Source organism: Neoroseomonas alkaliterrae (genome assembly GCF_014199195.1).
GTDB lineage: Bacteria > Pseudomonadota > Alphaproteobacteria > Acetobacterales > Acetobacteraceae > Neoroseomonas > Neoroseomonas alkaliterrae.
The window spans coordinates 1-19693 of sequence record NZ_JACIJE010000014.1 but is presented as its reverse complement, the minus strand read 5'-3'; the positions used below and the strand labels follow the sequence as shown (position 1 = coordinate 19693).

Sequence of the window (19693 nt, the reverse complement as noted above, 5' to 3'; positions counted from 1 at the left end):
CCTCGCGGCGTAACCCTCCGCCCGGGCCACGCCCCCCCACCGGGGCGCATCCGCTTCTGGAAGGGAGCACACGCATGGCGAACGCCATCCCCACGCCGGGCATCCGCCCGGCCAATCCCCGATTCTCCTCCGGTCCCTGCGCGAAGCGCCCTGGCTGGTCGCTCGCCGCCCTCGAAGGCGCGCTGCTCGGGCGCAGCCACCGCGCGAAGGAACCCAAGGCGAAGCTCGCCGAGGTGATCGAGCGGTCGAAGGCCATCCTCGGCATGCCGGCCGACTGGCGGCTCGGCATCGTGCCGGCCTCGGACACCGGGGCGGTGGAGATGGCGCTGTGGTCGCTGCTCGGGCCCCGCGGCGTGGACATCCTGGCCTGGGAATCCTTCTCGAAGGATTGGGCGACGGATGTGGTGAAGCAGCTCCGCCTGCCGGATGCGCGGGTGATCGAGGCGCCCTATGGGCGCCTGCCCGATCTCTCGCAGGTGGATGCGGCGCGGCGCGACGTGGTGTTCGTCTGGAACGGCACGACCTCCGGCGTCAGGCTGCCGGATGCGGATTTCATCCCGGTCGAGCGCGAGGGGCTTTCGATCTGCGACGCGACCTCGGCGGCCTTCGCGATGGAACTGCCCTGGGACCGGCTCGATGTCGTCACCTGGTCCTGGCAGAAGGTTCTGGGGGGCGAGGCGGCGCACGGGATGCTGGCGCTCTCGCCCCGCGCGGTCGCGCGGCTCGAGAGCCACAGCCCGGCCTGGCCCATGCCGAAGATCTTCCGCATGACCAAGGGCGGCAAGCTGAACGAGGGCATCTTCAAGGGCGAGACGATCAACACGCCCTCCATGCTCTGCGTCGAGGATGCGCTGGACGGGCTGCGCTGGGCCGAGAGCGTCGGCGGGCTGAAGGGCCTGGTGGCGCGCTCGGAAGCGAACCTCGCCGCCATCGCGCGCTGGGTCGCGACGAATCCGGGCTACGGCTTCCTCGCGGAAGACCCGGCGACGCGCTCCTGCACCTCGATCTGCCTGACCATCACCGCACCGTGGTTCACCGTGATGGGGGCGGAGGCCCAGGCGGCGGCGGCGAAGAAGATCGCCTCGCTGCTCGAGAAGGAGGGGGTGGCGCTCGACGCCGGCGCCTATCGCGACGCGCCGCCGGGCCTGCGCATCTGGGGCGGCGCGACGGTCGAGACCTCCGATATCGAGGCGCTGCTGCCCTGGCTCGACTGGGCGCTCGCCGTCGTCGAATCCGAAGTGGTGGTGGCCTGAGCGATGCTGACCAAGACGCCGAAGGTCCTGATTTCCGACAAGCTCTCGCCCGCCGCCGTCCAGATCTTCAAGGACCGCGGCATCGAGGTGGACTTCAGGCCGGGCCTCAAGCCCGCCGAACTGCGCGAGATCATCGGGGCCTATGACGGCCTCGCGGTGCGTTCCGCCACCAAGGTCACGCGCGAGCTGATGGAGGCCGCGCCGAACCTCAAGGTCGTGGGCCGCGCCGGGATCGGCGTGGACAATGTCGATGTCACCAGCGCGACCGCGCGCGGCATCGTCGTGATGAACACGCCCTTCGGCAACGCCATCACCACGGCCGAGCACGCCATCGCCATGATGTTCGCCCTCGCCCGCCAGATCCCGGAGGCGAGCGCCTCCACCAAGGCGGGCAAGTGGGAGAAGAACCGCTTCATGGGCGTCGAGCTGTTCGGCAAGACGCTCGGCCTGATCGGCTGCGGCAATATCGGCTCGATCGTGGCCGACCGCGCCATCGGGCTGAAGATGAAGGTGATCGCCTTCGACCCCTTCCTGTCGGAGAAGCGCGCGCTCGATCTCGGCGTGGAGAAGGTGGAACTCCACGACCTGCTGCATCGCGCGGATTTCGTGACGCTGCACACCCCGCTGACGGAGCAGACGAAGAACATCCTCTCGCGCGAGGCCATCGCGCGCATGAAGCCCGGCGCGCGGCTGATCAACTGCGCGCGCGGCGGCCTCGTGGACGAGGCGGCGCTGTATGACGCGCTGAAGTCAGGGCACCTGGCCGGCGCGGCGCTCGACGTGTTCGAGACGGAACCGGCCACCGACAGCCCGCTCTTCACGCTGGAGAACGTCGTCTGCACCCCGCATCTCGGTGCTGCGACGGCCGAGGCGCAGGAGAACGTCGCCCTGCAGGTCGCCGACCAGATGGCCGACTTCCTGCTCACCGGCGCCGTCTCCAATGCCATCAACATGCCCTCGGTCACGGCGGAGGAGGCGCCGCGCCTCAAGCCCTACATGGAACTGGTGCGGCTGATCGGCGGCATGGCCGGGCAGCTCACCGCCGCGCAGGACGGTGCGATCAAGGCCATCCGCGTCGAATACGAAGGCCATGCGGCGGAGCTGAACCACCGGCCGCTGACCGCCGCCGCGCTCGCCGGCGTGCTGACGCCGCTGATGGGCGCGGTGAACATGGTCAACGCCCCGGTGCTGGCGAAGCAGCGCGGCATCGAGGTGGCCGAGACGACAGTCGAGCGCAGCGGCGAGTACCAGACGCTCGTGCGCCTGACCGTGACGACCGACCGCTACGAGAAGTCCATCGCCGGCACGCTGCTCGCCGAGAACCGCCCGCGCCTCGTGGAGATCAAGGGCATCGCGGTGGAGGCCGATTTCGCCCCGCACATGCTCTACGTGACCAACCAGGACAAGCCGGGCTTCATCGGCCGCTTCGGCATGGCGCTGGCCGAGGCCGGGATCAACATCGCGACCTTCCATCTGGGCCGGGCGGCGCCGGGCGGGGATGCGATCTGCCTCGTCGGCCTCGACGGGCCGATCCCGGAGGAGGTGCTGGCCGGGGTGCGCCGCCTGCCGCTGGTGGTGCAGGCAACGCCGCTCGCCTTCTGATCGCGGGACCGGGCGGCGGCCGCCCGGAACCCCAGGCGTCAGCCGGCCTGGAACAAGGCCCAGGCCGCGACGCCGATCAGCCCCCAGAGCGGCAGCGAGAGCAGGATGCCGTTGGCGAAGCCCCGCGCGGGGTCGTCCTCCTCCCGCGCCGGGAGTTCGACAGGCATGGCGCGGCTGGCTTCGCGCATGGCACGCTCTCCCCGGTGGTGGCGTGCGCCGAGGATGGGTGCGGGATTATTGACCGATGGTGAATGCACGAGCGGATATGTCGCCCGGCGTCCGGGCCAAGACGCGGCGGCCTTGCGGCATGATGGTGGCAGGGCCGCGGGCGTGACCGGCAGCCGCACCGCCGCCCGCCCCGACCCGGCCAACTGGACCCACAACCCCCGCCGCGTCAGCCCCCGCGCGATCTTCGAGGAGGACGCCTCCTGGCCCGAGGGCCATTGGTACGAGGTGACCCGCGCCATCCTCGAGACCGAGACCGCCGAGCAGGAGGTCCGCATCCTCGAGACGGTGGAATACGGCAAGATCCTCGTCCTCGACGGCCATCTGCAATCGGCCGAGGAGGACGAGGCGATCTACCACGAGGCGCTGGTCCAGCCTGCCATGCTGCTCCACCCCGCGCCGCGGTCGGTGCTGATCGTCGGCGGCGGGGAGGGGGCGACGGCGCGCGAGGCGCTGAAGCACCCCTCCGTCTCCCGCGTGGTGATGGTGGATCTCGACGCCGAGCTGATCGCGATCTGCCGGCAGCACCTGCCCGAATGGCACCGCGGCGCGCTCGACGACCCGCGGCTCGAACTCGTGATCGCCGATGGCCTCGACTACGTCGCCGCCTGCAACGAACGCTTCGACGTGATCGTCCTCGACCTCGTGGACGCCTTCGAGGACGGGCCGTCCGAGGCGCTGTTCTCGGAAGCCTTCTTCGCCGAGGTGAAGCGCCTGCTCGCGCCGGGCGGGGTGCTCGCGGTGCAGGCGATGGAACTCAACCCCAACGGCGTCGAGGACCACGCGGTGGTGCGGCGCAACCTTCGTCCGGCCTTCGCGCATGTGATGTCCTATTCGGCGATGATCCCCTCCTTCTGGTCGGAATGGGGCTTCATCCTCGCCGCCGACGCCCCCGATCCCGCCGGCCTGACGCCGGAGGAGGCGGATCGCCGCATCGCCGCCCGCGGCCTTGCGCTCAGCGCGCTGGACGGCGCCACGCTCCTGCGGATGCGCACGCTGTCGAAGCCGGTTCGGGACCTGCTCGCCGCGGCCGGGGCGCCCTGAGCCCCGGGGCTTGCCCCGCGGGATGCGCCCTGCCACACCCTCCCGCCTGAGATGACCGACGACCTGCCCAACCCCGCCTTGCTGCCCGCGGGCCTCGCCGACCTGCTGCCGCCCGAGGCCGAGCGGGAGGCCGCGCTCGTCGAGGCGATGATGGCCGTTTTCGCCTCCCACGGCTACGAGCGCGTCAAGCCGCCGCTGCTCGAGTTCGAGGACAGCCTGCTGGCCGGCTCCGGTGCCGCTGTCGCGGAACAGACCTTCCGCCTGATGGACCCGGTGAGCCAGCGCATGATGGGCCTGCGGGCGGACACCACGCCGCAGGTCGCGCGCATCGCGGCGACGCGGCTCGGCGCGCTGCCGCGGCCGCTGCGCCTCTGCTACGCGGGGCAGGTGCTGCGCGTGCGCGGCACCCAGCTCGCGCCCTCGCGGCAATTGCCGCAGGCCGGCGTCGAGCTGATCGGCGGCGCCGCGCCGGAAGCCGATGCCGAGGTCGCGATCGTCGCGGTCGAGGCGCTCGCGGCCGTCGGCGTCTCGGCCGTCAGCCTCGATGTCACGCTGCCCACCATGGTGCCGGCGCTGCTCGATGTGGCGGGGGCGGAGGGCGCGCTGCGCCATCGCCTCGCCCGTGCGCTCGACCGCAAGGACAGCGCCGCGGTGGCCGCGCTGGTGCAGGGGCAGGGACCGGCGCTCGCCGTGCTGCCCGCGCTGATGGCCGCGGCGGGGCCGGCCGATGGCGCGCTCGCCGCGCTGGACGCCGCCGAGCTGCCGCCCGCCGCCGAGGCCATCGCGGTGAACGCGGCCTCGGTGCTCGGCGCCATCCGCGCCCGCGCGCCGGGCCTGCGGATCACCCTCGATCCGGTGGAGTTCCGCGGCTTCCGCTACCACACCGGCGTCGCCTTCACCCTCTACGGCCCGGGCATGGCGGGCGAGCTCGCGCGCGGCGGGCGCTACGTCTCGCAGAACGACGAGCCGGCGACCGGCATGACGCTCTACCCCGACGCCGTGCTGCGCGCCGCCCCGCCGGCCACGCCGCGCCCGCGCCTGTTCCTGCCCCCCGGCGTGGACGGCGCGCGCTTCCGCGCCGAGGGCTATGCGACCGTCGCGGCGCTCGCGCCCGGGGACACGCCGCAGCGCCTGCGCTGCACCCATGAACTGCGGGACGGCCGGCCCGTCCCGATCCCGGCAAAGGACTGAATGCCATGGCCAATGTCGCCGTGATCGGCGCCCAGTGGGGCGACGAGGGCAAGGGCAAGGTGGTGGACTGGCTCGCCAGCCGCGCCGACATCGTCGTGCGCTTCCAGGGCGGGCACAATGCGGGCCATACGCTGGTGGTGGGGGAGCAGACCTACAAGCTCTCCCTGCTGCCTTCGGGCGTGGTGCGCGGCAAGCTCGGCATCATCGGCAATGGCGTGGTGCTCGACCCGCTGGCGCTGCTCTCGGAGATCGAGAAGGTCAGCGCGCAGGGCCTCAAGGTCGGGCCCGAGAACCTGCGCATCGCCGAGAACGTGCCGCTGATCCTGCCGCTGCACCCGGCGCTGGACCGCGCGCGGGAGACGGCGCGCGGGCAGGACAAGATCGGCACCACCGGGCGGGGGATCGGCCCCGCCTACGAGGACAAGGTGGGCCGCCGCTCGATCCGCCTCTGCGACCTCGCCGAGCCGGAGACGCTGAGCGCCAAGCTCGACGAGCTGCTGCTGCACCACAACTCGCTGCTGCGCGGCCTCGGCGCGCCGGAGTTCATCAAGAAGGACCTGCTCGACGGGCTGCTCGCGCTCGCGCCGCGGCTGCTGCCCTATGCCGAGCCGGTGTGGGAACGCCTCGACGCCGCGCGGCTCGCGGGCCAGCGCGTGCTGTTCGAGGGTGCGCAGGCGGTGATGCTCGATGTGGACCACGGCACCTACCCCTATGTCACCAGCAGCAACACGGTCGCCGGCAATGCGGCGGCTGGCGCGGGCATCGGGCCGGATGCGATCGGCTTCGTGCTCGGCATCGCCAAGGCCTACACCACGCGCGTCGGCTCCGGCCCCTTCCCCTCGGAACTGCACGACGAGACGGGAAGGCTGCTCGGCGAGCGCGGGCACGAATTCGGCACGGTGACAGGCCGGCCGCGCCGCTGCGGCTGGTTCGACGCCTGCATGGTGCGCCAGGCGGTGAAGGTCGGCGGCATCAACGGGCTGGTGCTGACCAAGCTCGACGTGCTGGACGGGCTGCCGGAACTGAGGATCTGCACCGGCTACACCGTGAACGGCGAGCCGATGCGGCGCCTGCCCGCCGCCTTCCGCGCCCAGGCCGCCGCCCAGCCGGTCTATGAGACGATGCAGGGCTGGTCGGGCTCGACCCGCGGCGCGCGCTCCTATGCCGAGCTGCCGGCCGAGGCGGTGAAATACATCCGTCGCATCGAGGAACTGGTCGAGGCGCCGGTGGTGCTGCTCTCCACCAGCCCGGAGCGCGACGACACGATCATGATGCGCGACCCCTTCGCGGGTTGACGCAACGGCGCATCGCGCCGGCCGGACGGGGCGCCCGTCAGCGCCCGGCGTCGAGCACCACCGGCAGCTCGATCCGCCGCCCCTCGCGCAGAAGGGTGAGCGTCACCTCCGCCCCCGGCTCCAGCCGATCGAGCGCGGCGAGCAGGTCGGGCACGCCGCGCAGGGGCCGCCCGCCGAGGGCGAGGATCACGTCGCCCGGCGCGAAGCCGCCCTCGCGCGTCAGCCGGCCCGGGCGGATGCCGGCCTTCTCCGCCGCCGAGCCAGGTTCCACATCGAGCACGAACACGCCCTCGATGCCGAGCCGCGCGGCGAGCGCGGCGTTGATCTGCTGCTCGACGCGCACGCCGAGCGTGGGGCGGAGATAGCGCCCGGCCGCGATCAGCCGCGGCACCACCCGGTTCACCGTGTCCACCGGCACCGCGAAGCCGATGCCGGCATAGGCGCCGGAGGGGGAGAAGATGGCGGTGTTGACCCCGATCACCCGCCCCGCGGAATCGAGCAGCGGCCCGCCCGAGTTGCCGGGGTTGATGGCGGCATCGGTCTGGATCAGCCCCTCCATCACCGCCCCCGCCTCCCCCGGCAGTTCGCGGTTGAGGGCGGAGACGATGCCGGTGGTCAGCGTCCAGTCGAGGCCGAAGGGATTGCCGATGGCGAAGACCTTCTGCCCGACGCGCAGATCGTGGCTGGTGCCGATGGGCAGCGGTTCGGGGCGGAAGGCGCCGATGCCGATGCGCAGCACCGCGAGGTCGTGCGCCGGGCTCGCGCCGACCAGCGCGGCGTTGTAGGCGCGCCCGTCGGCCAGCCGCACCGTGGCCGAGGAGGCACCGGCGATGACATGGTGGTTGGTGACGATGTGGCCGAGCCGGTCCCAGACGAAGCCGGTCCCGGTGCCGCGCGGCACCTGCAGCGGGTTGCGCGTCCAGGGGTTGATGACGCGCTCGGTGGTGGCGATGAAGACCACCGCCGGGCGCGCCGCCTCGAACAGCGCGACCGTGCTGCGCTCGTCCTCGGCGAGGTCCCCGCGCGGGGTGACGGCGCGCGGCTCGGCCTGGCGGGCGAGGATCTGCGCCTGCACATGCGGCCAGGACTGCCAGAGCATGATGAGCAGCGCCGCGGCGCCCGTCACGGCCGCGAGCCTTGCGAGAAAACGTGGTCCGTCCTGCATCGTCGCCTTCCGCGTCCTGCCGGTTCAGCCGCCCCGCTCCTCGGCCGCGTCGCGCCTGTCCTGCTCGCGCAGCAGCCAATAGACCACGCCGAGCGCGAGCACCGCCGCGCCGAGGGCGAGCACCTTGAAGGCCTCGGTCTGCGCGCTGTCGAGCACGATGAACTTGCGCGTCAGCGCGAGCAGTGCGATCAGCACCACCGTGCGCACCTGCACGATGCCGCGCTTGCGGTTCAGCACGCCCATGATCGAGTGGTTGAACTCGAGCGCGATCAGCACCGTCATCACCATGCCGAAGACCGCCTGGAACATGGCGAAATCCGACGCGCCGGCGAGGCTCTGCACGACCAGCGCCACCACCGTCGCGGCAAGATGCAGGAGCGCCAGCAGGATCAGCGCCGAGACCAGCGCGCCGACCACGAGCACCACCACTTGCTCGAAGCGCTCGTAGCCGGAGAGGAACGGCCAGGCGCGCCGCGTGTCGCCCATGTTGGTGGCCGAGAGCGCGTCGAGGCGCTGCGACAGGCCGGCGCGCGCCTTCTCGCGCGCGGATTCGGCCTGGCTGTCGGGGCTGATCGGCATCGCGCGCATCCTGCTCCTGCCTGGCCGCGAGGATAAGGGGCGGCCGCCGGGGCGACAACGGCACCACCGCCCGCGCCCGCGCGCTTGACCGCGGCCGCGCCGCGGCGGCAAGTGCGGCGCGCATGGCCGCCCCGCCCCTCCTGCTGCTATCCGACATCCGCCACGGCTTCGGCAGCACGCGGCTGCTCGACGGCGCCTCGCTGTCGGTCGCGCCCGGCGAGAGGCTCGCCCTTGTGGGGCGCAACGGGTCGGGCAAATCCACGCTGCTGCGCATCGCCGCGGGCCTGATCGAGCCCGATGGCGGCACGCGCTTCGTCCAGCCGGGCGCGACGCTGCGCTACCTCGAGCAGGAGCCGGATCTATCCGCCTTCGCCGATGTCGCGGCCTATGTGCGCGCCGGGGCCGGCCCGGCGGATGATCCGCACCGCGCGCGCTACCTGCTGGAACAGCTCGGCCTGACGGGCGAGGAGGAGCCGCGCGCGCTCTCGGGCGGGGAGACGCGGCGCGCCGCACTCGCCCGCGCCCTCGCACCCGCCCCGGACATCCTGCTGCTCGACGAGCCGACCAACCATCTCGACCTGCCGGCGATCGAGTGGCTGGAGGCGGAACTCGCCGCCATGAACGGCGCGCTGGTGCTGATCAGCCACGACCGGCGGTTCCTCGAGGGCCTTTCGCGGGCGATGGTCTGGCTGGATCGCGGCACGACGCGGCGGCTCGAGCGCGGCTTCGCCCATTTCGAATCCTGGCGCGACCAGGTGCTGGAGGAGGAGGAGCGGGACGCGCAGAAGCTCGCGCGCAAGATCGTGCGGGAGGAGCACTGGCTGCGCTACGGCGTGACCGCGCGGCGCAAGCGCAATGTCCGGCGGCTCGAGAACCTGCACGCCCTGCGCGCGAAGCGGCGCGAGCGTGTCGCCGCCCCCGGCCGGGTCGCCATGGAGGCGGCCGAGGCGGCGGGGTCGGGCAGCCTCGTCATCGCCGCGGAGGGGATTTCCAAGGCCTATGGCGGGCGGTCCGTGGTGCGGGACTTCTCGACGCGCATCATGCGCGGGGACCGGGTCGGCATCGTCGGGCCGAACGGGGCGGGCAAGACGACGCTGCTCGCCATGCTGACCGGCGTGCTGGCGCCCGATTCGGGGCAGGTGCGGCTCGGCACGGGGCTGGAGATGGCCGGCCTCGACCAGCGGCGCGCGAGCCTCGATCCTTCCCTCACGCTGGCCGAGGCGCTGACCGAGGGCCGCGGCGACCAGGTGCATGTGAACGGCCAGCCGCGCCACGTCATCGGCTACATGAAGGACTTCCTGTTCACGCCGGAGCAGGCGCGCACGCCGCTCTCCGCGCTCTCGGGCGGGGAGCGGGGGCGGCTGATGCTCGCCCGCGCCTTCGCCCGCCCCTCGAACCTGCTGGTGCTCGACGAACCGACCAACGACCTCGACCTCGAGACGCTGGACCTGCTGCAGGAACTGGTCGCCGACTATGCCGGCACCGTGCTGCTGGTCAGCCACGACCGCGACTTCCTCGACCGCACCGTGACGAGCGTGATCGCCTGGGAGGGGGAGGGGCGCTGGGTCGAATATGCCGGCGGCTATTCCGACTTGGTGGCCCAGCGCGGGCATGGCGTGCGGGCGCGCGCCGCGGCCGCCGCGGCCGCCGCGGCGAAGCCGGCGCTTGCCGCGCCGAAGCCAGACGCCGCGCCGCGTGCAGCCCCGCCCGCGCGCCGCAAGGGCCTGAACGCGAAGGAGCAGCACGAGTTGAAGACCCTGCCCGCGCGGATGGAGGCGCTGGGCGCGGAGATCGCCGCGCTGGAGGCGAAGGTGGCGGACACCGCCTTCTATGCCCGCGACCCGCAGGGCTTCGCCCGCGCCACCGAGGCGCTGGCCGCCGCCCAGGCCGCCCTGGCCGCGGCCGAGGAGCGCTGGCTGGAACTCGAGATGCTGCGCGAGGAGGTGGGCTGACAGTGGGCGGACACGGGAGGCGCCTCGAACTCCACCACCCCGCGCAGCCGCTGCTCCGCGTCGAAGCACCTCGCCTGTCACGACATGCCTCGCCTCCGCCGCTGCCAAGGTCAGCGAATCAACGCGCAACAGTTAGCGGCCGGGAGTTTTCGAGGCGTCCGATGGATGGCCGGTCGGGGCGCTATGCGGGTGGCGTGCCAGAGCATCCCGATCGAAGATCCAGTGGCGTCTACCATGAGCTGAAAGCGCCAGGACTACCGCCACCCTCAACGGTCGGCTTTTCGCAGCCAGATCATGTCCCGATCCTGACTGCCCTTGTCAGACAGCAGTACGTCCCAGCCCGCGCCGCACGGAGCCGGGCGCGCATAGGCGCGGCCCGAGTCGTCCTCGCCGGTGCTGACGTGGCGCTCCCACCATTCTTCCGCGGCGCGCACCTTCTTCCAAGCGGGAGGCAGACGCGGTCCGCCCTCCGTCAGTTCGCGCAGTGCGCGGTAGAAGCCGCTGCGGTCGCGGAACTCAACGCTCGCGACCGTCAGGCTGTCGCGCAGCAGGCGGACGCCCGGCAGCAGGGCCTGCAGCACGGTGGCAACCTCCTCCTGGATGCGACGTGCAAGCCGGGGAGCAGGTTGAATGGTCGGCGACGCCTCCACGGACGGTGTCGTGGCCGGCTGTCGATGCACAAGCTGCTCCTCGGCACGCGCGAGGTCGGCTTCGAGTCTGGCGACGCGGTCGGCCAGCGCGGTGGCGTTTGCGGCGTCGGTCTTGAGGCGCTCGACTTCCGCCCCGAGCGCCGCGGCTTCCATGCGGGCCCGTTCCAGTTCGCTCTTCACGAGCCGCCGGCGCAGATCCTCCGTCGCCTCGCCGGCGGCCGGCGGCGCGGCCGCGCGCGGGCCGAGGATGGCCTCGAGCGCCGCGGCGAGAGATCGGCTTTCCGCCGGCCGCGCGATGCGGACAAACCAATCGGGCTCCAGCCCGTCGGTGGGTTCGCCAAGCCAGGCACCGCTGCGCAGGACCGCAAGGCCGGCTCCGCGCAGCCGGTATGCCATCTCGTCGCGCTCTGCGACCGAACCGGCGACGAGCACCCAGGCTTCCTCGGCGCCTTCCACGAGTCCCCACCGCAGCCCTGGCCCGGCATGCGGCGATGGCGCAGCGGCAGGCAAGCATTCGGCCGGCGGCACGCCGGACTCGCTGATGTCGATAGTGTCGCCGGGGCCGATCGCAAAGGCGAGGCCGCGCCAAACGGCGGCCGCGCGCCCGTCCCGCAGACGAAGGAGACGGCAAACGCGGCTCTCGAGCTGCCGATCGCCATCTAGGACTTGGATGAGGGCTGTTGTAGTCACCGTATCACTTTGAACGTCTGATTCGTGCGGTTGGTGAATAATTAATTCCCTAACAAGCCTAGCAAGATCCGGAGCCGAGACGGAATGCAACTCCTCGCACAGCTGGTCGCGCATCCCGGTGTGATCGGGTCCGTGGTGGGCCTGTTGATCGCCTGGGCCTGGTGGTCGGCGGTGCGGCTTCGCTCCGGCACGCGCGAGGTGACGCGCGCCCTGGCAACGGCCCGGCAGCGCATCGAGGAGGCGCAGGATCCCCTGGGATTCGCGGCCATCTATGAGCGCGTCTCCGCCGAGCTGGCCACGGTGCCGCTCTTGGGCCCCCGCTGGAGGGAGTATCGCGAAACGCTCCTGGTGCCGGCGCAGCCGAATGTACCCGTGCGAGCGACAAGCCGCGCGGAACTGTGGTTTGACAGCGCTGCGCTGCTTCGCGCAGCCGGGATGGATGTCCGCTACCATGCCGCCTTGCCGAACCTGCTGGTCGGCGCCGGCCTCTTGTTCACCTTCTTCGGCCTGATGGTGGCGCTGGGCGAGGCCGGCGGCATCGTCGCGCCAAGCGCGGACCAGGGCGCGCGCAACAACAGCCTTCGAAAACTGCTGGACGCCGCCTCGTTCAAGTTCATCACCTCGCTGGTCGGGCTTGCCCTGTCCATCGCCTACGCTCTCCTGCGGAAGCACTGTCTGAAGCAGACTGACGCGGCGCTCGACGGATATCTGTCGGCCCTCGAGGCGCGTGTGCCGATCATCACGCCGGTGGCGCTACAGGCGGAGGCGAACCGCCTGCTGGAGAAGCAGCAGGAGCAGCTGGAGACATTCTCGACCGAACTGGCCGTCAACATCGGGACCGCGTTCGACAAGGTGTTCGACACGCGGCTCGGCGAGCATATCGGCCCGCTGACGAACGCGATGCAGGAGCTGGCCACCGGCATGTCCTCTCGCAACGAGGACGCTGTCCGGACCATGCTATCGACCTTCCTCGAGCGTCTGCAGGGCGGGACCGGGGACCGGATGGAGCACGTGGCGGCGAGCCTCGCCGGCTTGGCCGCCCGGCTCGAGGGGCTGCAGGGTGGCCTTGGGGAAGCCGCCGTCCGCATGGCCCAGTCCGCCGACGCGATGGCGAGACGAATGGGCGAGGGAGCGGAGCAGGCGCTGAGCCGCGTCACGGACCAGATGGCCGCTGTCGCGCAGTCCCTGCGCGAGGTCGCCGACCGGACCCGGACGGCCGGGGCGGACGCAGGCGACAGGCTCTCCGCCAGGGTGGAGGAGGCGGCGAAGGGCTTCCAGGACGCTGCGAATCAGGTCGCCGAGTCACTATCGCAGGCGGCCGAGGCCATGCAACGTCGGATGGGGGCCGAGGCGGAGGCTGCGAACGCCCGTCTTGCCCAGCAGTTCGAGGCGATGCTGGGCGAGCTCCGCTCAATGGCGGAGGCCAGCCGCACGGCGGGAACGAGCGCCCTCGATGCCGTCGCCGAGCGCATCGCCGCCGCGGCTGAGGGCTTTGAGGCCACGGCGGCGAAGGTCGCGAGGGCGATGGAGCAGGCGGGCGAGGCGTCCGGCGGCGCGTTGGGGCGCGGTGCGCAAGAGGCCGTGAAGCGGATCGCGGACGCGACCGAGGGCATGCGTATCGAGCTGCGCGCGATGCTCGAGGAGCTACGGAACGGCGTCACCGACGCCGGGGAGGCGGTCCGTTCCAGCGCGACAACGGGCGGCCAGGCGCTTCGCGAGTCCCTCGACGGGGCCGGAGCATCGCTTGCCCAGGCGCTGGGCAAGGCGGCCCAGGATCTGGCTGCCTCCGGGCATGCCGCCGGAACCGCTCTGGCGAAGGGCGGAAGCGAGGCCGGCGTCCATCTGCAGGGGGCGGCGACCGCCGCGGCAGGCGGGATCGGCCGTCTCGGCGAGCAGGCGCGCTTGGTCGCGGACGCAGCCGAGCGACTGTCGGCAAAGGTGTCGCAGCTCGAGAGCGCCGTCGTCGGCGCCGCGACGCCCCTCACGTCCGGCGCCGCCGACATGAAGGCGGCTGGCGCGACGGTGAAGGACGCGCTGCAGCCGCTCCGCGCCGTGGCCGAAACCCTGCGCTCCGCCATGGAGCAGGTCACGGGCGCCATAAGCCGGCTGGAGACGACGCAGGCCGCTGGCAGCCGCCTGACAGAGGAACTCACGCGAGCGGCTGGCCGGTTCGAAGGGGTGGACAGGGAACTCGGGCGCACCCTGGATGAGCTGCAGAAGGGCCTGAAAGGCTTCACGACGCAGGTCACGTCCTTCGTCACGCAGACCGACACCAACCTCGCAAAGGCGACGACCCACCTCGGCGCGGCCGTGAAACAGCTTGAGGAGACGCTGGCCGACTTCCTCGACCAGGTGAAGAAGCGCTGACCATGGCTAGGTCGTCCGCCGAAGCCGACACGGAGGGTGGCGAAGGCTACTTCGCCTCCGTCAGCGACCTGATGGTCGGCATCCTGTTCGTGTTCCTGCTGATGCTCACCGTGTTGGCGCTGAACTTCCGGGAAGCAGAACAGCAGCAGGTCGTCGCGCTCGAGCGGTACGAGCAGTTGCGGATCCAGGCCGAGGAAGCCCGCCGCCGCGCCGAGGAGCAGGAGGCGGAGGCCCGTCGGCTGGCCGATGTAGTTCGCCTCGCGCTGAGCGACGCGCAGCGGCAGCGCGCCGAGGCGGAACGCCAGGCCGAAATCGCGCGCCTGGCCGAGGCCGAGGCGCGAAGGCAGCAGGAGCTTGCCCGCGAGCGGACGGCTGAGGCTGAGGCCCTGCGCGCCCGGAACGAGCGGCTGCAGGTCGCGCTCGATGCCGCGGTCGCTCGGCTGCAGCAGGAGATTCGAGAACGCGAAGAGGCGCGTGCCAACCTTCTCGAACGCCTCCGAGCGATTCTTCGGGGCCGTGGCGTTATTGTCGACCCAGAACATCAATCAGGCCTGCTGCGCCTTTCCGGCGACGTGCTGTTCGCGTCCAACAGTGCCGAACTTTCAGAGGGTGCGCGGCGGGCGGTGGAGATCCTGGCGGACGTGTTTGTGCGGCTGCTTCCCTGTTTCACCGTCGGCATGGAGCGGACCAATTGCGGCCCGCTGGACAAGCCGATCCTGGAAGCCGTGTTGATCGAGGGGCACACGGACCAGCGGGGAACGATTTCCAACAACGACCGTCTTTCGGCGGAGCGAGCCTTAAGCGTGTTCGCCGCAATGCGCGACCGCCAACCGACACTCGAGAACATCCTGAACAGCAACTCGGTGCCCCTTCTCGGCATCTCTGGCTACGGCCAGCGCCGGCCGGTCGCCCTGGGTTCGGACGAGGCGGCCTTCGCCCAGAACCGCCGCATCGATATCCGCTTCGTGCTGTCCGCCCGCACCTCCGAGGAGCTGCGTCGGCTGATCGAGCAGATCGACGCCTTGCGGCAAGTGCCACCATGACGCACACCCGCAATGCGATGGGTCGCCTGCGCGCCGGCATCGCACTGGTGCCAAGGGCGTTCGTTCCACCGCCCAAGACACCGAGCCAGCGTCTCGTCGAAATGCTGCAGGCAACCGACCTGGACCGTCGCCCTCCGACGGACCAGGCGATGGAGGCGTTACGCCGCCGTCTGCACGCCTTCTACACCGGCCGGGACAAGGCGCCGCCTACGCGGCGTGAGTTGCGCGATGCCGCATGGCTGTTGTGGAACGGCGCCCCGCAGGGGGCTGAGATCCCGGGACTGATGGCGGCTGTGGTCGAGGCTGCCAGCGCGTCGCCGAGGCGGAGCCGATCGCTCATCGAGGCATGGCTGCGGGATTTCGTTCCCGGTAGCGCGACCGTTAGGGCCGGGGGGGGCTCCATCCGCACCTTGCTCGCCTACGGCCGGGATCCGCTGCTGGACCACTGGCGACAGGCGCAAACCGCCTTCGCGATGTTCGATGCCGATGCCGGACCGGCCCGGATCGGCGCGGCACTCCTGACAGGTCCGCAGCGCGTGGAAGAGGTGCTCGCTGCCACGGGCCTCGATGATGCCTTCCGTGCGTCCGGCGGCTACATGCGGGCGATCCTGCGCGGCATGCTGGGCGTGATGCCGAAGGTCCTGCGCGGTGGAGCGGCTCACGTCGGGCTGGAGCGCGCGTTTGCGGTGCTGGCCCCGGACGGGGAACTTCGCTTCGGTCAGGAACTGCGCGGAGAGGTCGGCCGCGGGCTGCTTGCCGCCTGGCTGGACGGGGGCCGTCCGCCGGCGCCGACCCTTCGTGAGCCGGTGCGGGACTTCCTGCTGCGCCATCTGGGCGATCCGCGCACCCGGGCGCCGATGTGGACGCCGGTCGGCGAGGCGGCGACCGCGCTGATGCGGCAGTGGCTGGCGCGCGCTTCGCTGGCCGCCTTCTTCGACCTGATCGCCGAGCATGCGCTGGACCACCAGTGGCGCTATCGCCAGGCGTTCTGGTCGGCCTATCTGGAGCGCGGGGCCATCGAGGACGCGTGGCTTGCGCTCGGCAGCCGCGTCCATTCCTCGGCCAAGACGGTGAGCGACCTCGCCGGAGCCTTCGGCCGGCTTGAAGGCGGGGGTGTGGACAGCAATCAGTCCGTGCTGCTCATGCGCATCGGCCCGCTCGTTCTGTGCGAATGGAGCCACAACGGGAAGCTGCGCGCCTGGCCGGCCGAGTGGAAGAACGCGCCGGCATTGTACCGGTCATCGTACTCGCGCGACGACCTGACGGGGAAGGGGCTCCCGTTTCCGTCCAATCCGGCGACCGGCTCCAGAGGGTCAGACGACGGCTCCGGCTTGGCCCATAACGGCTCCGACCGCGGGCTCTGGCAGGGCAGCGCGGCGGAACTCCTCGCGCGCCGCGCTGGCTTCCGGATCACCCCGGCCGAGTGGACACCGCGATGACGATCACCTTCACCCATGACGTATCGCGGGATTGGACAGAGATTCGGCTTGAGCGGAACGGCGCGGCCCTGCCGCTCGATGCCTGGGCCATCGAGGCGCCGTCCGCGCTGCTGCCCGGCGTGGATCTCGCGCAGCGACTGATCGCTGCGGGCAGCGCCATTGCCGAAGCGGACGCGCTGTTCGTCGCGCATGACGCGATCGCCGGGCTTTCGGCGCGCGAAGCGGCGGCGCTCAGCCTGCCGCCCGCGACTGCGTTGCGCGCAGTGGTGGAAGGCAGCGGATTGATTGTCCGCCCCGACTTCCGCGCCACCCTCTCCTGGCAGCGCCCCACCGGGCAGGCGGTGATCGGGGTCGAGCGCATCGGTGCTTGGCTGCGGGTTGGCGGGGCGTTGCAGCGGCTGCCGACAAGCCTGTTCGACATTGCCGAGGCCATTGACCGGCTGGCTGGGGCGCCGGTGGAGGACATCACCTCACGCCTGTCGGCCATTGCCGCTTTGCGAGAGGTTCTGCCTGCGGCCGAACAGCAGGGCGAGGCATCCGCGCGTGGCCTGCTCGGGCGCATGACGATCGTCCAGGCCGACGCCTTCTCGCTCGACCTGAAAGGCGAAGGCGAGGACCTGCGATTGTTGCCCGTTCTGCACCGCAGCGGCGCTGCAGAGAAGGAACCTCTACTGCCGCCAGAGCAGCAACGGACCTTCGGCGAGGACCAGTTCCTGCGCTTCAGCAACGCCCGCCCAGTCTACGCGCTGGGGGAGGGATGGTATGTTGTCCTCTCGCCGGTGCTGCGCCACGCGCTGGCGGAGGTGCGCCGCATCGCCTCCGCACCGGCGGAAACCCGCCGCGCCTTCGCTGCAGCGCCGCGCGCCTTCCTCCGCGAAGCGCTGGGCGAGGATGCCGATCCGACGGTGATCGAGCAGCTGTTCCAGGAGACCGCCGCCTGGTCGGAGAGGGTCGTCGGCCTCGGCCTGTGGACGAAGCGGGTCGTGCCGTGGGTGCCGCTGTCCGCGACCGACTGGTTCGGTCCCGAGACTCCCGGGGCTGATGGCGCAGGAGAACCAAAGGGCCCGTATGCCGGCATCGAGGTTGATGGGCGACGGATCCCGCTCTCGCGCGATCAGATCGCCGATCTGCAGGCCCGCGTCGAGTCGGCCATCGGTGCGGGCCATGCGAGCGTTGACCTCGTCATGGACGGCAAGACGATCGCTATCCCCGCGCATCACGAGACGCTGTCCGCGCTGCAGAGGGCGGAAGCGGCGTTGCTGCCGCGCCGTCGCGAGACGTCTGCGGTTTCCGGGGCGCCTGAGGTTCTCATCATCAAGCCGAATGAGGAGACGATCGAGGTCGAGGAGGCGGTGGCGCCGGGCCGATCCGCGCCAGCGATGGCTTTGCCGGCCAGTCTGACGACGGTTCCGAAGCCGCATCAGGCCGAGGGGATCGCTTGGCTACAGCGCGCATGGATGAAGGGGCTGCCGGGTGTCCTGCTGGCCGATGACATGGGCCTGGGCAAGACGCTGCAGGGCTTGGCTTTCCTGGCGTGGCTGCGGGAAGGGATGCAGAGTGGCGTTGTTGAGCGGGCGCCGGTGATGATCGTCGCCCCGACGGGGCTGCTCGAGAACTGGCGCGCCGAACACGATCGCCATCTCGTGGCGCCGGGGCTTGGGCGCTGTCTGCCAGCCTTCGGCCAGGGGTTGGCCGCAATCCGACGCCGCGACGCCGATGGGCGGCCGGCCCTGGACGTCGGACGGCTTCGCGAGGCGGACTGGGTGCTCACGACCTACGAGACGCTGCGAGACTACGACCGCGATTTTGGCCAAGTGCGGTTCGCCGCACTGCTGTTCGACGAGGCGCAGAAGATCAAGACGCCGGGCGTCCGGCTGACCGATGCGGCGAAGGCGATGCAGGCCGAGTTCCGCATGGCGCTGACCGGCACGCCGGTCGAGAACCGGCTGGCCGATTTGTGGTGCATCGTGGACACCGTGCATCCGGGCTGCCTCGGCGACCTGAAGTCGTTCAGCGTCCGCTACGAGGAGGCTGCGGATGCCGCGAAGCTGCGGCACCTGCGCGAAAGCCTGGACCGGGAGAGATCGGGACGGCCGCCGCTTCTGCTGCGCCGGTTGAAGGAGGATCGCCTCCCGGAATTGCCGCCGCGTGAAGAAATCATCCGTGCCGCGCCGATGGAGGGTGCCCAGCTCGCGGCCTATGAGACGACGCTCCGGGACGCTCGCGAGGCTGGAAAGCGCGGCGGAGTGCTGGAGGCGTTGCAGCGGCTGCGCGCCATCTGCCTGCACCCGGACACGCAATCGGATCCAGGGGACGAGGCGTTCGTCTCCGCGTCCGCGCGTCTTCGCACGGCGATCGAGGCACTCGACGGGATCGCCGCGAAGAACGAGCGCGCGTTGATATTTCTTGACGACCTGGAAATGCAGTCCCGGCTCGTGGGACTGCTGCAACGGCGCTACCGCCTTTCGTCACCGCCCATGGTGATCAACGGTGCGGTGAACGGTAAGACGCGTCAGGCGCGCGTGGATCGGTTCCAGTCGTCCGAGGGCGGTTTCGACGTCATGCTGCTCTCGCCGCGAGCTGGCGGGGTGGGGCTGACGCTGACCCGCGCGAACCATGTGATCCACCTCTCCCGCTGGTGGAATCCTGCAGTCGAGGACCAGTGCACGGGGCGCGTGCTGCGGATCGGGCAGTCGCGCCCGGTCACCATCCACATCCCCATGGCTGTATTGCCGGACGGGCGGCGGTCGTTCGACGAGAACCTCCACGCCTTATTGGAACGCAAGCGCCGACTCATGCGAGAGGCGCTGCTGCCGCCTGCCGCGACGGATGCTGATCGGGAGGACTTGCTCGAGCAGACGCTCCGGGGTGAGGGCCGTTGAGCATGGGGTGCGGGGCGCCGACAGGCCGGGCCACGCATAGCCGTGCTCCATTTCTTCGAGGGCCTCTGCAAGCCGACCAAGCGCCGTTCGTTCCGCGGCTACCTCTCGCCGATCGAGTTCGAACCGGCGAAGCTGCTCAAAACGGGCTGACCGCTACCCACAAACCGCCCACGCAACGGGGAAATTTCAACATCAAGCCTGCCGCTTTTCCGCCCGGTATCACCGCAGGATGATCTCCACGCGCCTGTTCTGTGGTTCGCGTGTGTTGTCCGGTGTCGGGACCAGCGGCTGGGTCTGGCCGAGGCCGCGGGTGACG

The 19693-nt window shown here is 71.1% G+C and carries 14 protein-coding genes; 10 read left to right on the top strand and 4 right to left on the bottom strand.

All coding sequences use genetic code 11. The annotated features are described in order from the left end of the window. Positions 1-74: 74 nt before the first annotated feature. Both FHS88_RS18440 and serA read left to right on the top strand, forming a co-directional pair. Positions 75-1253 carry a phosphoserine transaminase gene (locus tag FHS88_RS18440; protein WP_184486973.1) on the top strand — a complete coding sequence of 393 codons (1179 nt, stop codon included), beginning with the start codon at positions 75-77 and terminating at the stop codon, positions 1251-1253. Positions 1254-1256: 3 nt separating this feature from the next. Next, a complete protein-coding gene (serA, locus tag FHS88_RS18435; RefSeq protein ID WP_184486972.1) occupies positions 1257-2855 on the top strand; it encodes a phosphoglycerate dehydrogenase in 1599 nt (532 codons plus the stop codon). Positions 2856-2893: 38 nt separating this feature from the next. On the opposite strand, the gene FHS88_RS18430 is transcribed toward serA, so the two are convergent. Then, on the bottom strand, positions 2894-3043 hold the full coding sequence (locus tag FHS88_RS18430; protein ID WP_184486970.1) for a hypothetical protein: 150 nt from the start codon (positions 3041-3043) through the stop codon (positions 2894-2896). Positions 3044-3185: 142 nt separating this feature from the next. Between FHS88_RS18430 and FHS88_RS18425 the strand changes: the two genes are divergently transcribed. The 3 genes from FHS88_RS18425 to FHS88_RS18415 are packed head-to-tail and all read left to right on the top strand — an operon-like array spanning position 3186 to position 6610. Next, entirely contained in the window at positions 3186-4124 is a 939-nt protein-coding gene (locus FHS88_RS18425) for a spermine/spermidine synthase domain-containing protein (protein WP_184486968.1), read from the top strand. A gap of 51 nt (positions 4125-4175) precedes the next feature. Continuing rightward, on the top strand, positions 4176-5315 hold the full coding sequence (locus FHS88_RS18420) for an ATP phosphoribosyltransferase regulatory subunit (protein ID WP_184486966.1): 1140 nt from the start codon (positions 4176-4178) through the stop codon (positions 5313-5315). 5 nt (positions 5316-5320) lie between these two features. Further along, the gene (locus FHS88_RS18415) at positions 5321-6610 is read left to right on the top strand and encodes an adenylosuccinate synthase (RefSeq protein ID WP_184486964.1); all 1290 of its coding nucleotides are present in this window, start codon (positions 5321-5323) and stop codon (positions 6608-6610) included. A gap of 37 nt (positions 6611-6647) precedes the next feature. Here the strand turns inward: FHS88_RS18415 and FHS88_RS18410 are convergent, their stop codons facing one another. After that, positions 6648-7736: a S1C family serine protease gene (locus tag FHS88_RS18410; RefSeq protein ID WP_456306810.1), complete on the bottom strand. Its 1089-nt coding sequence runs from the start codon at positions 7734-7736 to the stop codon at positions 6648-6650. Positions 7737-7799: 63 nt separating this feature from the next. After that, on the bottom strand, positions 7800-8354 hold the full coding sequence (locus tag FHS88_RS18405) for a phosphate-starvation-inducible PsiE family protein (RefSeq protein WP_408902427.1): 555 nt from the start codon (positions 8352-8354) through the stop codon (positions 7800-7802). 122 nt (positions 8355-8476) lie between these two features. Between FHS88_RS18405 and FHS88_RS18400 the strand changes: the two genes are divergently transcribed. After that, positions 8477-10306: an ABC-F family ATP-binding cassette domain-containing protein gene (locus FHS88_RS18400; protein ID WP_184486960.1), complete on the top strand. Its 1830-nt coding sequence runs from the start codon at positions 8477-8479 to the stop codon at positions 10304-10306. Between the two features lie 266 nt (positions 10307-10572). On the opposite strand, the gene FHS88_RS18395 is transcribed toward FHS88_RS18400, so the two are convergent. Further along, positions 10573-11760, bottom strand: a complete 1188-nt coding sequence (locus tag FHS88_RS18395) for a hypothetical protein (protein ID WP_184486958.1) — start codon at positions 11758-11760, stop codon at positions 10573-10575. On the opposite strand from FHS88_RS18395, the gene FHS88_RS18390 reads away from it, so the two are divergent. From FHS88_RS18390 to FHS88_RS18375, 4 genes are read left to right on the top strand one after another with little or no spacing between them, the layout of a single operon-like run. After that, the gene (locus FHS88_RS18390) at positions 11731-14013 is read left to right on the top strand and encodes a hypothetical protein (RefSeq protein ID WP_184486956.1); all 2283 of its coding nucleotides are present in this window, start codon (positions 11731-11733) and stop codon (positions 14011-14013) included. The genes FHS88_RS18395 and FHS88_RS18390 overlap by 30 nt on opposite strands. Positions 14014-14015: 2 nt before the next feature. Next, complete coding sequence (locus FHS88_RS18385) at positions 14016-15056, top strand: OmpA/MotB family protein (RefSeq protein ID WP_184486954.1); 1041 nt, start codon at positions 14016-14018, stop codon at positions 15054-15056. Then, entirely contained in the window at positions 15053-16495 is a 1443-nt protein-coding gene (locus FHS88_RS18380) for an EH signature domain-containing protein (RefSeq protein ID WP_184486952.1), read from the top strand. Before FHS88_RS18385 ends, FHS88_RS18380 begins: the two co-directional genes overlap by 4 nt. Beyond that, positions 16492-19377 (top strand): DEAD/DEAH box helicase, encoded by a 2886-nt coding sequence (locus FHS88_RS18375; protein ID WP_184486950.1) that lies wholly within the window; start codon positions 16492-16494, stop codon positions 19375-19377. Before FHS88_RS18380 ends, FHS88_RS18375 begins: the two co-directional genes overlap by 4 nt. Positions 19378-19693: the final 316 nt, after the last annotated feature.

Excerpts from the sequence above, each read along its gene's own strand:
- FHS88_RS18380 (WP_184486952.1), top strand. The coding sequence starts at position 15,053 with ATGACGCACACCCGCAATGCGATGGGTCGCCTGCGCGCCGGCATCGCA.
- FHS88_RS18430 (WP_184486970.1), bottom strand. The coding sequence starts at position 3,043 with ATGCGCGAAGCCAGCCGCGCCATGCCTGTCGAACTCCCGGCGCGGGAG.
- FHS88_RS18400 (WP_184486960.1), top strand. The coding sequence starts at position 8,477 with ATGGCCGCCCCGCCCCTCCTGCTGCTATCCGACATCCGCCACGGCTTC.
- FHS88_RS18375 (WP_184486950.1), top strand. The coding sequence starts at position 16,492 with ATGACGATCACCTTCACCCATGACGTATCGCGGGATTGGACAGAGATT.
- serA (WP_184486972.1), top strand. The coding sequence starts at position 1,257 with ATGCTGACCAAGACGCCGAAGGTCCTGATTTCCGACAAGCTCTCGCCC.
- FHS88_RS18390 (WP_184486956.1), top strand. The coding sequence starts at position 11,731 with ATGCAACTCCTCGCACAGCTGGTCGCGCATCCCGGTGTGATCGGGTCC.
- FHS88_RS18405 (WP_408902427.1), bottom strand. The coding sequence starts at position 8,354 with ATGCCGATCAGCCCCGACAGCCAGGCCGAATCCGCGCGCGAGAAGGCG.
- FHS88_RS18395 (WP_184486958.1), bottom strand. The coding sequence starts at position 11,760 with ATGCGCGACCAGCTGTGCGAGGAGTTGCATTCCGTCTCGGCTCCGGAT.
- FHS88_RS18420 (WP_184486966.1), top strand. The coding sequence starts at position 4,176 with ATGACCGACGACCTGCCCAACCCCGCCTTGCTGCCCGCGGGCCTCGCC.
- FHS88_RS18385 (WP_184486954.1), top strand. The coding sequence starts at position 14,016 with ATGGCTAGGTCGTCCGCCGAAGCCGACACGGAGGGTGGCGAAGGCTAC.
- FHS88_RS18440 (WP_184486973.1), top strand. The coding sequence starts at position 75 with ATGGCGAACGCCATCCCCACGCCGGGCATCCGCCCGGCCAATCCCCGA.
- FHS88_RS18415 (WP_184486964.1), top strand. The coding sequence starts at position 5,321 with ATGGCCAATGTCGCCGTGATCGGCGCCCAGTGGGGCGACGAGGGCAAG.